The organism is Kribbella speibonae, from assembly GCF_004331375.1.
GTDB classification, from domain to species: Bacteria; Actinomycetota; Actinomycetes; order Propionibacteriales; family Kribbellaceae; genus Kribbella; species Kribbella sindirgiensis.
Window position 1 is genome coordinate 1,116,857 of the sequence record NZ_SJKC01000003.1, and the last position, 14,407, is coordinate 1,131,263.

Consider the following 14,407-nt stretch of genomic DNA (forward strand, 5'->3'; position numbering starts at 1 on the left):
CCAGGTCTGTCAGCCGGACCGTAGCGTGAAGGTGGCGGTGAGGACGCCGGCTGGTGGTTGCATGTGCGACTCGTGGCGGCGGGGTCGGCCGCGACGCCACCGGGAACCGAAGCGTGGCAGCGTGAGCAGCGGATCGTCCTGCGCGTCAGGGCCGCACGCGAGGCAGAGGTCCGGGCAGCGGACGGCGCGCAACTCGGGCCCTGTCCGGCCGTCCGGCCACCTGACGAACGCGCGCGTTCGGCCCTTCGTCAGCCAGAGCCCGAGGTCGGCCGCCGAGGTCTCTTCGGACCGCCCGCCGTCGGGACACCAGCGCACCGCCGTGATACCGCACGCGTCTTCCCGCCCGGGCGCAAGCCGGATCGCGATGACGAACACCGTGCGCGAACTGGCCAAACTCATTGGATGCTCCCCGGAGGCTCTGCTCAACCAGGTATCAGGGGGAATCACCAGCTGGCAAGTGCCGCGCCGAATCGGTCGACTTCATACACACAGCGAACCCAACCCATCACACAGATGCTCCTGCAGCGCAGGACTTCGGCGAGGTTTCCGCGGTTACTCGGACGATGTGTCCGCCGAGCTGTGGCCGCGTAGTGAGCCGGCGTGGGCTTTCGCTGTGGGGTCGTTGCGGGTCTTGAGGAGGCTTGCGATGACGACGATTGCCAGGATGCCGATGATCACTCCGAGGCTGACGGGTGTGGACACCTCGGGGATGTTCTTGTGGATGTCGACGTGGCCCCAGTGCAGGATCAGCTTCACGCCGATGAAGGCGAGGATGATCGCCAGCCCGGCAGACAGGTACACCAGCCGGTCCAGTAGCCCCTTCACCAGGAAGAACAGCGCTCGCAGGCCCAGCAGCGCGAAGGCGTTGGCGGTGAACACGATGTAGGCCTCGGACGTGACGCCGAACACCGCGGGGATCGAGTCCAGCGCGAAGAGCAGATCAACGCCACCGATGGCGACGAGTACGACGAACAGCGGCGTGACGACCTTCCGACCGTCGACGCGAGCGGTCAGGCGACCCCCGACGTACTCCTCACTGATCGGCAGGACTCGGCGTGCCGTCTTCACGATCACGTTGTTCTCGACGTCCGGGTCTTCGTTGCGGTGCCGGAAGAGCTGGATCGCGGTGTAGAGCAGGAGCAGGCCGAAGATCAGGAACATGAAGGAGAACAGCGACAGCAGCGTGGCGCCCACGGCGATGAAGATCGCGCGCATGATCAAGGCCAGCACGATCCCGAAGGTCAGCACCTTGTGCTGATGCTCCTCGGGTACGGCGAACGTGGTCATGATGATCACGAACACGAACAGGTTGTCGACCGAGAGGCTCTTCTCGACGATGTAGCCGGCGAAGTACTGCGCGCCGAAGTCGCCGCCGTGCGCGCCGGCGAACCAGACGCCGAACGCGACCGCGACCAGCACGTAGAAAACCGACCAGGCGGCGGCTTCGCCGAATCCGACGCGATGCGGTCGCAGCGCGGCGATCAGCAGGTCGGCGGCAAGCAGTACGACGATCAATCCGATCGTGACAGCCCAGGTCGTGCCATCGATGTCGAGCACGGCGTCTCCAGTTGTTCAAGGCAACGGGCATGGCGTGCCTCGAGCGTACCGGCTGCATCCTCTTTCGCCAGTCATCCAAGCCGTTGCCTCGATCAACAACTGGCTCACCTTGGCGCCATCCAGACGCCGACCACGTACCTCTGGGTCAGAGGCCGCGGATGTAGAAGACCTTGCTGAGGCCCGCCTGGTAGTGGTAGCAGGTCGGGAAGTAGGCCCGGTAGGGGATAAGGCCCTTGTACGCCGGCTGCGCGTTCACCGTGAACCGCCCGCTTGCTCTGACCGCACCGGAGCTCACCGACCGCCATTGAGTCGCACCGTAGAGCCGCTGCAGCCAGACCTTGCAGCTTTGCGGGGCGCCGGCGACCGAACCGTTGACCGGCACGACCGTGCCGACCGGGGCGCTGGTCTTGGACGGCACGGCCGAGACGATCCCGGGCCGGGCGACGAAGAACTTCAGACTGGCGATGTCCCCTCCGCGGCCGGGGATCCGGAGGCAGACGAGGGCGTTCGCGGCCGACGCCGGATACGTCTTCACGACGGTCCCGCTCGGGCTGGTGAGCGGAAGGTCGCCACCGACGTCCTGGTCGCACTGGCTGTCGACGCCCACCAGTACCCGGAACCGGGTCGCGTAAGGCTTTCCGGTCGCCGAGTCGATCACCGCCCAGGTGATGCTGAAACCGGATCCGAAGGGCACGATCGCCGGAGTCACCTTCGCGGTGATCTTCGGCAGGTGATAGCCGGTCACCGTCAGGATCGGCGGCGCGGCGACCGGCGTCGGATCGGGCGGCATCGGTCCGGTCTCGTACACGGCATGCGGCCCTGTCGTCACGCCGATCACGGTGAATTTCCCGTTGGCCGTGGACGGAACGTACACCGGCCCGGCCCATTCGCCGTTCTGCGTGGTGCCGGACACCCGCGGCAGATCGGTCGACAAAAGGATGATCGGGAAGCCGCTGCCGGACGTCCGTTGGAGCCAGACATTCAGGGGCAGGTTCGCGTCGTTCGGATCGGCGGAGTCGTAGCCGCCCTTGACCCGAACCTGCACGGCCACTGTGTTGAGCCCCGAGACCGCAACCGCGGTGCGGTCCAGGCTGACTTCGGTGATGGTCAGCCTCGGATCCGGTGCCGCCTGAGCCGAGGGCATCGCTGCGAGCAACAGCCCGACCAGTAGCGCGGTGAGAAGCACCGCCATGACTCGCCGGACGACCCGGCCAGCGGTGAACACCGTTGGCGGTGGTGGCTCTGGTGCACCGCGGTGTGGCGCCGGCGTCGATGAAACATGCAGCATGTCCTTACCCTTCCTGCACAGCGTTCGCGGGAGCCCCAGACCTCGCGTCTCTTCGGGCCGCGATATCGGCTGTGGTTGGTCGAGCACGCGCCACGTTCGCCGTTATGACGTCCCCCTTGCTCACCTAGATGCCGCGACCTGTGGCGTTTGTTATTCACCACCAGGGCGCGGCGGTCGGCTTACGTGGGTGATGTGGTGGTGCCGCGGTGAGATGCCACGGTGCGCTCGGGGTCTCGCCAGAATGTGGTGATCAGTTCGGCTGTGGTCGGCGTGTGCTGCAGGAGTGGGCCGATGTGGCCTGCGGCGGGCAGGGTGGCCAGGGCGCCGTGGGCCAGGTGGGTGGCGGCGGCGCTGGCGTTGGGGAGGGTCCACATCGGATCGTCGACGCCGGTGGTGAGCAGCGTGGGGGTGTCGAGGCGATCCAGCACGGGGGTCAGGTCAGGCCGCCTGAGGCTGAGCCACCGCACCGCGTTGTACATGTTGCGACGGTCGGCCCGGGAGAACGCGTCGGCGACGATCGCGGCGCCCTCGGGATCTTCGGTCCGGGCGCGCGGCCCGAGCAGCGCATCGACGAGAGGTTTGACCACTACCCGCGGTCCGGCAGCTCGGTACACCGCGGCAAGCAGCACGGTTTGCCGTCGGTCGGCGCGGGACAGGGAGTGTACTGGTGCGCCGATCGCGATGAGGCTGCGGCAGCGGTCGGGATGCGCGGCGGCGAACAGGATGCCAACATGGCCTCCCCACGCGTTGCCCAGCCAGTCGACCGGCCGGTCGACACCGAAGTGGTCGAGGACATCGCTCGCGACGCCCACACAGTCATGCAGTCCGAACGGCTGCGTGATCCGAGGATTCGTACCGTGGCAGGGCCCGTCGATGAGGATCAGTCGGCGCTCGGCCGTCAGCGGCTGCTCGAGCCGGGTCCACGTGGTGGAGTCCACGAACAGGCTGTGCCACAGCAGGGCGGGTGGGCCGTCGCCCGTCACCCGGACGTTCAGCGGCCCGAGTCGCGTGGTCACAGTACTGCCCGACGGTTCTGGGTGACGGGCCATCGTCCCTCCCGATGCTACAATTTCATTGAATCGAGCATTCAGCCAAAAGATTGGTGTGTCGATGCCGCGGGCCTACTCGATGCAGGAACGGGCCAAGCTGGCCGCGCAAACCCGTGAGCGAGTCGTCGACGCGGCGGTCGAACTGTTCGCCGAGCGGGGTGTGCAGGCAACGACCATGACCGCGGTGGCCCGGGCGGCGGATGTGTCGCCGGCGACGGTCACCAACCATTTCGCCACGCCCGACGTGCTCCTGCAGGCCGTGGTGGCCCGGCTGACTGCCGAGATCCGGGTCCCCGATCCGGGCATCTTCGCCGGCACCAGATCTGTCACCGGCCGTATCCGGGCGCTGGCCACGGCGATGTTCACGTTCTACGAGCGGACCGCGCAGTGGTTCGACCTCCTCGGCGCCGAGCTCACCGAGAGCCCGGTACTGGCAAAGGCGGAGGCTGACTTCTGGCGGTCCATCCAGCCGCTGTACGCCGAAGCTCTCGCCGGCACCGACTCCGCGGTCCTCGCCAAGACCACCTCCGGCCTCATCCACCCAGCCACCTTCAGGGCCCTCCGGGCAGCAGGGCTGAGCATCGATGACGCAACCACAGTCGTGGCCGATGCACTCAGCCAACTGGCACGGAAAGCACGCCGATAAGAACCCTCGACAGCTCCTGGCACACGATGACGCCGCCAACGGCAGACCTGCGCCAGCCGCCGAACCATCGAACAACAGGCCCCGCATGGTCCTCGAAGCACTGGCATCGGGCTGGGCTCAGTCAGCCGCGAGAATCGCTGCCCATCGACCCAGCAAGTAGCCGACCACCGCGCCCTGAGCAGCAACGATCCACCCGTAGGCAACGATGAAGGCGCCCAGGAGGACGGCAACCGTCACCACCGGATTCCCGCTGGGGCCAGTGCTGAGCGCCCGTTCCAGCTCGTCGAAGCCGACGGTCATGTAGCCGACCACGTTTGCCGCCAGCGTCCCGCCTCCGATGCAGCAGATCGCCAAAACCGCCAGCGGGAAACCGATCGGCTTCGGATCGCTCTGCTGATAGACGGCGACGAAGATCGCGACGCCGAGCGTCAACGCCAGCGCAGCCAGCCCAGCCGTGACGAGCGTCGTGAATTCGCTGAGGCCGGCCCGTCCTGGCCTCGTCGTCGCATTGCTGATGAACCCCGTCAGCGTGGTTGAGCCGAGGAGCGTGACGACGTACGACGCCCACCCAGCTTCCTTCAGGAACTTCTCGAGCCCCGTGCGCTCGGCGGCCCGGCCACCATCCCCAGGCTGAACTTCGTCTGTCATCAGGTCCCCCCACCACTAGGTGCCCTGAGTATGCGCTCACTGTGTGCAATTGGATATAGGTTGTATGGCGGAAATTCTGACTCACTGTGACGACGCCGGGGTCATTCGCGGCTATCTGAAGGGCTTGTCGATCGTCGGTGTTGATACGCACAGTGCCACGATGGATAGGTGGATGAAGCTCGCGACCTGCTGGAGGCGCAACGACGACAAGCGCTCCAGCGGCTGGCGAGTCTGAGGGGCGACTTTCACGGGGTGGTCGCCGCCTCACGAGACTCCAACGCCGACGACGAACACGACCCCGAGGGCGCGACGATCGCCTTCGAAAGATCCCAGGTCATGTCGCTTGTGCAACAGGTCCAGAAGCAGTTGGCGGAGATCGAGGCAGCATTCGACCGACTGTCAGCCGGCACCTACGGCACGTGCGAACACTGCGCCCAACCCATCCCGCCACCCCGCCTACAAGCCAGACCCGCAGCCCGCACCTGCATCACCTGTGCCCAGCTCAGGACCACGTGAAGTGAACCTCAAGGGAGACCTCGAGTTTCGTGTCCCCGGGCGTGATGTGGATTTCGGACTCGAACCCGGCCCGGGCTCCCGTGGCCTGTTCATGGAAGCCGTGATGGCCGTAGGTCTCCGAGAGCCCGGAGACCGCGCCGAGGGTGCGCCCGGCCAGTTCGGCCAACTCCTCGGCCTTCTCCCGCGCCTGCCGAAAGGCCAACGCCCGAGCCTTCGTCAACAACGCGGCCTTGTCGCCGACGTCGAACCGGACCTCGGAGACAGCGGTCGCCACGTCGCCGGCCTGGTATCCAACCGCCAACGACATCCGCAACACATCGGGCGGCGCACTGGCCTGCCCCGATCCCACAACTGTTATCCCTGCGTCCATCTCGGCAGTGTGCCACTGGCTACAGAACTTCGATGACGCCTCGAAGTCGGCGTCGCCCCGGTCACGCTCCACCTCGTGATCTAGTCGCCGTTCAGCTGATCGGAGCTCGGCCCGGGTGTCCACCGGAAGTAGATCGGATCGACGAACTTCGCCGGCGCCTGACCGAGCCCTTTGATCACGGTCGCCGTACCGTTCGTGTGCCCGACCGCGTACATGAACGCCGACGTCGTGTCCCGGTCGATGGCCAGCAGCAGAGTGCCGTACTGCCCGCACCTGCTCGCGACCAGCGCGTCGAACCGCTGCCAGGTGGCCGTCCGCACCACGGTGACGACCGGGCGGGCCGGAACCGTCAGCGGGATCCGGATCGTGTAGAGCCGACCACCCCGCGTGGTGGCGAGGAAGGTGTCGTAGGTCGCCGTCTTGCTGATCAGCGCCAGAGCCTTGACTGACGCGAACCCGAAGAACGTCCCACTGAGCTGCCAGCGGGCGTTCCAGCGGAACAGCGTCCCGTCGGTCCGCATCGCGTAGTGCGTCGTCCGCTCGACCACACCACCACCGAGCCGGGCGTACGGCGCCTTCTCCAACGTCCCGTACGGCGACCAGCCGGATCCGATCCGGACAAGGTCCCGCGGCTTGGTGGTGTCGATCTGACCGGCACCGTTGATGTGGTAGGACGAGCTGTACAGCACCTGGTCGATCACGACGAGGCCGTAGCGGTGCCGGTTGACGTTGACGGTCTGCTCGTTGGCGAAGCTGTCCGACAGCCGCGCCTTCCCGGCGCCGTACACCGCAGGCGTCGTGAGCGTCTTCAGCACGACCGGCGGCGTGGTCGCCACCACGGTGGTCTGGGTATGGCCGCCGGCCGCCGTGACCGACCCCAGTTGGATGTTGCACGCCGCTGTCGTGGCTCCCGCGTCCGTGCGGACCGCCTCTGCGGCCGGCGTGAGCACTGCCAGGGCCAGGACGACCCCAGTTCCCACACTCGTTGCTTGTCGCCACATCTCCCGCTCCCCTCAGTCGGCCGGCGTCGATCCCCCTCCTACCTCGATCCTTGAACCAGAGTGGGAGTTGCGCAACGCCGGCCGCCCAGGAATCAGCCGCCGTTGAGGGGGTCGTAGGCAGGGGCGAAGCGGAAGCGGTCGAAGTCGCCCCAGTTGAGGGTGACCTTGCCGAGGTTCCTGATCGCGGTGCTGGTGCCGTTCGCGTGGCCCACGGCGTACACGTAGTAGCTGCCGTTGTCGTGGTCCTGCGCGAGGACGATCGAGCCGGTTCCGCACGGGGCCGCGGTCATCTTCTCGAATCTCTGCCAGCTCGTCGTGCGGACCGGCGTCGCCACCGGCTTGAGCGGGCTGGTGGCCGGGACCTTCAGCGTGTACAGGCCGCCGGCCCGGTTGTTCACCAGGAACAGGTCGTACGTCGCCGTCGTGGCGATCAGTGCGAACGCCTTCATCGTGCTGAGTCCGCCGACGTACCCGGTGTTGCGGAAGCCCGTACCGAGATCGGTCCAGCGCCCGAACCGGCCGGACGTGTCCTGCGCGTACAGCGTCGTACGCGACGGCTTGCTCGCTGCCGAGGCTTTGTAGCGCGCCTGGACCAGGAAACGCTTCCCGCTCCAGCCACCGCCGTACTTCTTCAGCACGTTCGATCCCCGCACCAGCGAACCGTCGGAACGGACGATGGCCGAGCTGTCGTACAGGTACCCGCCGATGACCAGCTTCCCGACCCGGGCCGTCCGGCCGCCCGTCATCGGAGTCTCCGAGAACGTGGTCGGCGTGCTGCCGAGGCCGAAAGGCGACTGGTAGATGTTCGGCGTGCTGAGCACCACGTCTTCGGTCGGTGGTGCGGTCGCGGTCCGGCCCGACGGTCAGCGCCAGGCCGGCCGCACTCGCCACGGCGATCGACTTGCGGGCTTAGTCGCCATTGGCGACGTCGTAAGGAGCGATCGGGACCCAACGGAAGTACACCGGATCGTCGAACGTCCCGGTCACCTTCCCTCGGGACTCGATGAGAGTGGACAGGCCGTTCGCGTGGCCGACGGCGTACAGGTAGCCCGTCTTGGTGTCCTTGTCGATGCCGAGCAGGAGCGTGCTGTTACGGCCGCAGGCCATCGCCGACAGCACCTCGAAGCCCTGCCAGGTGCGGGTCCGTACCTGTTTCACGACCGGCTGCAGCGGGAACGACGACGGGATCCGGATCGTGTACAGCCCGCCGCCGCGGGTGTTCGCGAGGAAGGTGTCGTACGTCGCCGTCCTGGCGATGAGCGTCATCGACTTGACCGCGGCGAACCCGGCGAACGAGCCGTTGCTCACCCAGGTGCCGTTGACGATCTTCCAGCGGTACAGCACGCCGTTCTCGCGCATCGCATACGCGACCGACCGGCTGAAGTCGCCGTCGAGCGTCTCGTACGTCGACGTCTCCAGCATCGTGAACGGAGTCCAGCCGCCACCGACTCGCCGCAGCAGGTGCTGATGGTTGGGGTCGATCTGACCGGTAGTGGCGTCGATGAAGTAGTTGCTCCAGTAGAGCGCGTCACCGATCACGACGTACCCGTAGAGGTTCGGGCCGCTGATGTCCGGCTCGTTCGTGGTGCGCGCGCTCAGCCGGATCTGTCCGGGGCTGAACGAGCCGTTGATGGTCCGCTTGTCCAGAACCGCCGGCGGCGTGGTCGCAGTGACGTCCGAGGACGTGTGCTGCCCGGCTGCGGTGACCGAACCCTGCCAAATGGCGCAGGCCGCGGCAGCGCGCTGCCCGGTCGTCTCCGACGTCCCACTGCCCTGGGCCGCGGCCGGCGCGAGCGCGGCGACCGCCAGCCCAGCACCCCCGACCCACCCCACCATGCGTCGCTTCATGTCCCGGCCCTCCCCGCGCCCTTCGGCGACACAGGACGCTCTCAATCACTAGATACCGAGCGGCGACAGAAAGTTGCTCGATCGCCGGGAGAGAGTTCTCTGATGGTTGTCGTATCGGCCATGGCCGGCTCTTGTCCGACAGGATCGGGAACAGGTCGATCGGGCCAAGTCCAGGTATGCGACGAACACCGACGGCCGTGAGCGAGTGCGTAGGCCGCGCAGATGTGATGGGCGAGTCGGACGGGAGCCATCCCTCAGCGCCGACGCCGTTCGCTGACCGAGGTGACGGACGTTTGCCAGTCGACGTTCAGCTGCAGGAATTCGCGAGGGTGCCGTCGGCCGCGACGTTGGCTTGGACGAGGACTCAAGACCCCTCTCCGGCCGCTCGTCGACTCGCGATCGCCCGCCGCGACGAGGGCCGTCGCGCCATGCGTTCTTGAAATCGATTTCAGATTTGGCGTACAGTGGTTGGCGGACGGCAGACGTGGAGGGAGTTATGGCGACCATCAGCGATGTGGCTCGGCGGGCCGGGGTTTCGGCGAGCACGGTGTCGCGGGTGCTCAATCAGCCGGAGGCGGTCATCGCGGCGAAGCGGGATCGTGTGCAGGCGGCGATCGCGGAGCTCGACTACCGGCCGAGCTCGGCGGCGCGCAACCTGCGGCGTGGGTCCTTCGACACGTTGGCGTTGCTGGTCGGTGACATCTCTCAGCCCTTTCATGCGTCGTTGGCGAAGTCTGTGCAGCGGGCCGCCGACGAGCACGGGTACAGCGTTCTTCTGTGCGACCTCGACCACAGCCGCGAACGGCTGATCAGCCTGCTGCACTCACTGCCCAAGCGCGGCGTCGATGGCATCATCATCGCCACGGCCGACAACGTGAACGTCCAGCCGGTGCGCGGCGCGCTCGGCGAACTGCTCAGCCAAGGCGTCGCCGCGGTGTGCGGATCGCAGAGCATCCGGTCGCTGGACATTCCGGCTCTGCTCACGAACCGGGTCGCGGTCGCGCGGGACGCCACCGCACACCTGCTCGAGCAGGGGCGGTGGCCCGTCGTCTTCCTCGGCGGCGGGGCCGGGACTGCGTTGACCCGTGAAGCCTCAAAGGGGTACGAGCAGGCCTGCCGCGCCGCCGGCCGGACCGTTGACGAGTTGCACACCGTGGACGGCGACTATCGTGCGGAGGCCGCGGAGAAGAGCTTTGCAGAGCTGCTCGACTCCGGGGTCCGGCCGCAGGGTGTTGTCGCGGACAACACGCCGATGGCGCTCGGCGCTGCTCGTGCGCTCGCGGCGCGCGGCCTGACGATCCCGGCGGATGTCGCGATGGTGTCGTGCGAGGACGTGCCGCTCGGCGAGTACCTGCAACCGCCGTTGAGTTCGATCCGGACCGACATGGCCGACTACGGTCGCCGGATCGTCAACGTACTGATCACGGCCGTCGCCGGCGGCGAGGTGCCGGCGAGGACCCTGATCCCACACGAACTCGTGGTGCGGGGTTCATCGAGTTAGTGCCCAGCCCTGCGCGCCGGCATGGCCACAGGCGGCCGCACCGGCCGCGATCGCCGACCGGAGCGCTCGGTCGGGACTGGCTGCCATGGCGAGGTGAGCTGCAAAGGTCCCGGCGAAGGCGTCGCCCGCGCCGGTTGTGTCGACGGCCTCGATCACCGGCGCCGGTCGCTCGGCCCCGAGCCACCGCGCCCCGCGGGAGCCCAGCGTCTCGCAGACCGAGCCGCGCACCGGTCCGAGCGCGGCAGCCTCGTGCTCGTTGACAATCACTACGTCGGCCAGGTCAACCAGCTCCGCCGCCGCTGCCGACCAAGGCGAGGCGTTGAGCACGACCTTGATGCCGGCCTGAGCGGCCAGTTCGGCTGCGTGCCGCACCACAGCCGGCGGCAGTTCGAGCTGCAGCAGCAGTACGTCGGCACTCCGTACGGCGGCCGCATCGACGTCGGCCGGTCTCACGAACCCGTTCGCACCGGGGGAGACGATGATGCTGTTCTCGCCGGGCTCGTCGACCACAACGATCGCCGAGCCGGTCGCTTCGCCCGGGGTGACGAGCACCGCCGAGCAGTCGACGCCACGATCGCCGAGCCCTGCGAGGTACGCCGTACCGTTGCTGTCGGCACCAACCCGGCCGACGAGCCGTGTCCGGGCACCGGCGCGGGCGGCGGCGAGGGCCTGGTTCGCGCCCTTGCCGCCGGGAAACGTGCGGGTCCGGTCCCCGACGACCGTCTCGCCGGGCCGTGGATGCCGCCGGACCCGGGTCACGAGATCGACGTTGAGCGAGCCGACCACACAGACAACGCCGCTCATTCAGGCCTCGCCAAGGCAGGCGACGTCCAGGAACAGCCGCCGGTAGCGTTCGGCGTCCACGTCGAGCGCGACGTCGATTCGCGGCGTGGCGGCCCGGCCGAGCAGATCCGCCTCGCCAGGCCGGGTCCGACGGTCGACGACGGTCTGGCCCCGGGTGTCACCGCCTTCCAGGCAGACTCGGACGGGCAGCGATGCCGTCGTGAGTCCGCCTGGATCCGCAACGGCACATACGGCGCCGGCGTCACCGATCGTTGCCGTACCGGCCGGAATTCGTTCTTCATCGCGAACCTTGCCGATCTGTCCGGCGATGAGCCGGCCGACGAGGCTCGTCGCGGCATCCGAGCTGACCGCGAGCTTCGCGGCCTCGTCCTCGCGGATGCCGACCTGGTAGAAGACGTCCAGCCCGTACATCGTCACCGGCAGACCCGAAGCGAAGACCATCGCGGCCGCTTCCGGATCGTGCCAGACGTTGAACTCGGCAACAGGTGTGGCGTTGCCGACCGACGCCGAACCGCCCATCACGACGATCCGCTCCAGCTTGGCGGCAGCCTCCGGATAGGTGCGCAACAGCAGGGCCACGTTGGTCAGCGGAGCCAGCGCGATCAGGGTCATCGGCGTCGTGCTGCCGAGCAGTTGCTGCCGCATCACCTCGACGGCGTGCGCCTCGATCGGCGGCCGCACCGAGGTGGGGAGTCCGAGGTCGCCCAGGCCGTCATGGCCGTGGACGTGACTGGCGTCCCGGCTCGCGGCGAGCAGCGGCCGCTCGGCGCCGCGGGCGACCGGGATCTGCGGACCGCCGGCCGCGTCCACGACGGTCAGCGTGTTGCGCACGACCTGGTCGACCGAGGTGTTGCCGGCCACACAGGTCACCGCCCGGACGTCCAGGTCGGGATGGCGGAGGGCGAGGATCAGTGCGAACGCGTCGTCGATGCCGGTGTCGACGTCGAGCAGCACCGGCCGGCTCATTCGGTCGCCTCGATCGCGTCGGCAACCGCGGCTGCTGAGTGCTCCTCGAGGAAGTCGATCGCCACGTAGCTCAGGGCGCCGCTCGGCAGGGGGAAAGGACCGTCGTACGCCGTCGACACCTGCGAGACCGGATCATGACCGACATCGAGACCCCAGAACGACAGCAACGTGGCAGCCACCGGCAGCTCGATCTCGTCCACGGTCTGCCCGGACACGACGAGCCGCAGCCGTGCCGACCGATCGTCTCGGCGGTCCACGTCGAACCCGACCTCGGCCTCCCCGGGCGGCAACTGCGGTGATCTGGCCGTTCCGCGCCAGTCGAGGAAGTGGTACTCGAAGGTGAGGACATCGCTCTTCACGTACAGCACATAACCGCCGTACGAGCCGCCACTGGCCAGCACGACCCCGTCGGCCACTTCGGTCAACGGGGCTCGCACTCGCATGGATCGGTCGAGCCCGCACAGGGTGCTCGTGGTCGCGAGGTGGCTCTGGCCAGCGTGGAGCCGCAACGATCGCCGCGCCGCGATCCCCAATGGCGGACGGAACCGCAGCAGGTCCTTCAACCGGCGGTCGTCCAGCGGGAGTACGTCGTTCGCCTTGGCCTCCCGCCACCACAGCTCCTGGAGATCCGCGAGTACACCTGGCTCCTGGTCGGCCACGTCTCGGCACTCACTGAAATCGCTGGTCGTGTCGTACAGGCGCCAGGAGTCGGACTCGAACGGCACTCCCGGTTCATGACAGGTGACGGCCTTCCACCCGCGGTGCCAGATCGCCCGGTGGCCGAGCATTTCCCAGTACTGCGTATCGCGGCCGTCGCCGGTGTCGTCGAACGTCGGCGCGATCGAGGCGCCGTCGAACTCCGCGTTCTCCGTGCCGCCGGCGAGTTCCAGCAGCGTCGGTGCGAGGTCCACGACGTGCACGAACTGCCGGCGCACCTCGCCGCGGTTCGTCACGCCGCGCGGCCAGTGCACCACCAGACTCGATCGGACGCCACCCAGGTCGACGTACTGCTTGTACAGCTGGAACGGTGTGTTGCCCGCGTTGGCCCAACCCTCGGGGTAGAAGGCGGGGCCGTCGGGTCCGGCGAGCCGGTCGAGCTCACTCAACTCGGTTGTCACCGAGCGCGCCAGCCCGTTGTACGGCGCCGCGACGTTGACCGCGCCCTGCGGCCCGCCCTCCCGGCTCGCACCATTGTCCGCGCAGACGACGATGATCGTGTCGTCGAGCAGCCCGAGTCGCTCCAGTGCGGCGACGAACACTCCGAGCTGCGTGTCCGTGTGCTCCAGGAAGCCGGCGAACGCCGCCTGCAGATGGGTGAAGAGCTCCCGGTGGTCGTCGTCGAGGTCGTCCCACGCAGGCACGCCGGGTGCGCGCTCGGACAGCTCCGATCCCGGTGGTACCAGACCCAGTTCGAGCTGCCGCGCGAAGCGATCGGCGCGCGTCCGGTCCCAGCCCTTGGCGAAGGTCTCGACGTACTTGTCGACGTACTCCCGTGGGGCCTGGAACGGTGCGTGCGTCGCACCGAAGGCCAGGTGGAGGTAGAACGGCTGATCGGTCCGGAACGCGACGTGATCGGTGACGAAGCGGATCGCCTGATCCACCAGGTCCCCGCTCAGGTGGTAGCCGTCCCCGGCTGGAGGCTCGATCGGCGCGTTGTCCTGGAAGAGCTCCGGTGCGTACTGGTCCGTGCATCCGCCGAGGAAGCCGTAGAAGCGATCGAAACCCTTGCCGAGCGGCCAGTTGTGGAACGGTCCGGCGGGGGTGATCTCGTGCAGCGGTGCCAGGTGCCATTTCCCGGCGAGGTACGTCCCATAGCCCTGGTCGCGCAGCAACTGGGGGAGGGTCGGTACGTCGGCATCGATGCGTCCGCGCGCGTTCGGAAAGCCGGTGTCGGTGTCGGCGAGAAAGCGCATACCGACCCGGTGATGGTTGCGGCCGGTCAGCAGGCTGGCCCGGGTCGGTGAGCACAGCGGCGTGACGTGGAAGTTCGTGTAGCGCAAGCCGCCGGCCGCGAGCTTGTCGATCGTCGGTGTCGCGATCTCCGAGCCGTAGCAGCCGAGGTCGGACCAGCCGGTGTCGTCCAGGACCACGGTGACGACGTTCGGCCGGTGGTTGCTGGAGGCATCGTTCTCGGGCCACCACGGCTCGGAGTCGGCGACGGTGGTCCCGATCCGGCCGCGGAAGGCCGTTTCAGGGCGTGACATAGCAATCTC

At 67.9% G+C, this 14,407-nt stretch carries 16 protein-coding genes; 4 read left to right on the forward strand and 12 right to left on the reverse strand.

Annotated features, from left to right (window positions below; translation table 11 throughout):
• Positions 1-9: 9 nt before the first annotated feature.
• The 4 genes from E0H92_RS26645 to E0H92_RS26660 all read right to left on the reverse strand — a co-directional run bounded on the left by E0H92_RS26645 (position 10) and on the right by E0H92_RS26660 (position 3,894).
• On the reverse strand, positions 10-399 hold the full coding sequence (locus E0H92_RS26645) for a hypothetical protein (protein WP_131459561.1): 390 nt from the start codon (positions 397-399) through the stop codon (positions 10-12).
• 153 nt (positions 400-552) lie between these two features.
• Entirely contained in the window at positions 553-1,557 is a 1,005-nt protein-coding gene (locus tag E0H92_RS26650) for a TerC family protein (RefSeq protein ID WP_131498067.1), read from the reverse strand.
• A 145-nt stretch (positions 1,558-1,702) separates the two neighbouring features.
• A complete protein-coding gene (locus tag E0H92_RS26655) occupies positions 1,703-2,749 on the reverse strand; it encodes a hypothetical protein (protein WP_131498068.1) in 1,047 nt (348 codons plus the stop codon).
• Between the two features lie 275 nt (positions 2,750-3,024).
• Positions 3,025-3,894: an alpha/beta fold hydrolase gene (locus E0H92_RS26660; protein ID WP_131498069.1), complete on the reverse strand. Its 870-nt coding sequence runs from the start codon at positions 3,892-3,894 to the stop codon at positions 3,025-3,027.
• A gap of 61 nt (positions 3,895-3,955) precedes the next feature.
• On the opposite strand from E0H92_RS26660, the gene E0H92_RS26665 reads away from it, so the two are divergent.
• Positions 3,956-4,540, forward strand: a complete 585-nt coding sequence (locus E0H92_RS26665; protein ID WP_131498070.1) for a TetR/AcrR family transcriptional regulator — start codon at positions 3,956-3,958, stop codon at positions 4,538-4,540.
• A 117-nt stretch (positions 4,541-4,657) separates the two neighbouring features.
• Here the strand turns inward: E0H92_RS26665 and E0H92_RS26670 are convergent, their stop codons facing one another.
• Positions 4,658-5,188, reverse strand: a complete 531-nt coding sequence (locus E0H92_RS26670; protein ID WP_131498071.1) for a hypothetical protein — start codon at positions 5,186-5,188, stop codon at positions 4,658-4,660.
• Positions 5,189-5,252: 64 nt separating this feature from the next.
• Between E0H92_RS26670 and E0H92_RS45215 the strand changes: the two genes are divergently transcribed.
• Together E0H92_RS45215 and E0H92_RS45220 are read left to right on the forward strand one after the other, a co-directional pair.
• Entirely contained in the window at positions 5,253-5,423 is a 171-nt protein-coding gene (locus tag E0H92_RS45215) for a hypothetical protein (protein ID WP_238173636.1), read from the forward strand.
• 101 nt (positions 5,424-5,524) lie between these two features.
• Positions 5,525-5,704 carry a TraR/DksA family transcriptional regulator gene (locus E0H92_RS45220; RefSeq protein ID WP_238173630.1) on the forward strand — a complete coding sequence of 60 codons (180 nt, stop codon included), beginning with the start codon at positions 5,525-5,527 and terminating at the stop codon, positions 5,702-5,704.
• Here E0H92_RS45220 and E0H92_RS26680 read toward each other — a convergent pair.
• From E0H92_RS26680 to E0H92_RS26695, 4 genes are all read right to left on the reverse strand, one after another.
• Positions 5,691-6,011 carry an SIMPL domain-containing protein gene (locus tag E0H92_RS26680; RefSeq protein ID WP_238173598.1) on the reverse strand — a complete coding sequence of 107 codons (321 nt, stop codon included), beginning with the start codon at positions 6,009-6,011 and terminating at the stop codon, positions 5,691-5,693. The genes E0H92_RS45220 and E0H92_RS26680 overlap by 14 nt on opposite strands.
• Positions 6,012-6,154: 143 nt before the next feature.
• Positions 6,155-7,075 carry a hypothetical protein gene (locus tag E0H92_RS26685; RefSeq protein WP_238173599.1) on the reverse strand — a complete coding sequence of 307 codons (921 nt, stop codon included), beginning with the start codon at positions 7,073-7,075 and terminating at the stop codon, positions 6,155-6,157.
• A 92-nt stretch (positions 7,076-7,167) separates the two neighbouring features.
• The gene (locus E0H92_RS26690) at positions 7,168-7,899 is read right to left on the reverse strand and encodes a hypothetical protein (protein ID WP_131498074.1); all 732 of its coding nucleotides are present in this window, start codon (positions 7,897-7,899) and stop codon (positions 7,168-7,170) included.
• Positions 7,900-7,984: 85 nt separating this feature from the next.
• Positions 7,985-8,923, reverse strand: a complete 939-nt coding sequence (locus E0H92_RS26695) for a hypothetical protein (protein WP_238173600.1) — start codon at positions 8,921-8,923, stop codon at positions 7,985-7,987.
• Positions 8,924-9,419: 496 nt separating this feature from the next.
• On the opposite strand from E0H92_RS26695, the gene E0H92_RS26700 reads away from it, so the two are divergent.
• Positions 9,420-10,424, forward strand: coding sequence for a LacI family DNA-binding transcriptional regulator (locus tag E0H92_RS26700; protein WP_131498075.1), 1,005 nt, complete (start codon positions 9,420-9,422; stop codon positions 10,422-10,424).
• Here the strand turns inward: E0H92_RS26700 and E0H92_RS26705 are convergent.
• From E0H92_RS26705 to E0H92_RS26715, 3 genes are read right to left on the reverse strand one after another with little or no spacing between them, the layout of a single operon-like run.
• On the reverse strand, positions 10,413-11,228 hold the full coding sequence (locus tag E0H92_RS26705) for a ribokinase (RefSeq protein ID WP_131498076.1): 816 nt from the start codon (positions 11,226-11,228) through the stop codon (positions 10,413-10,415). The genes E0H92_RS26700 and E0H92_RS26705 overlap by 12 nt on opposite strands.
• The gene (locus E0H92_RS26710; protein ID WP_131498077.1) at positions 11,229-12,194 is read right to left on the reverse strand and encodes a nucleoside hydrolase; all 966 of its coding nucleotides are present in this window, start codon (positions 12,192-12,194) and stop codon (positions 11,229-11,231) included.
• Entirely contained in the window at positions 12,191-14,398 is a 2,208-nt protein-coding gene (locus tag E0H92_RS26715) for an arylsulfatase (RefSeq protein ID WP_131498078.1), read from the reverse strand. Before E0H92_RS26715 ends, E0H92_RS26710 begins: the two co-directional genes overlap by 4 nt.
• Between the last annotated feature and the right edge of the window lie 9 nt (positions 14,399-14,407).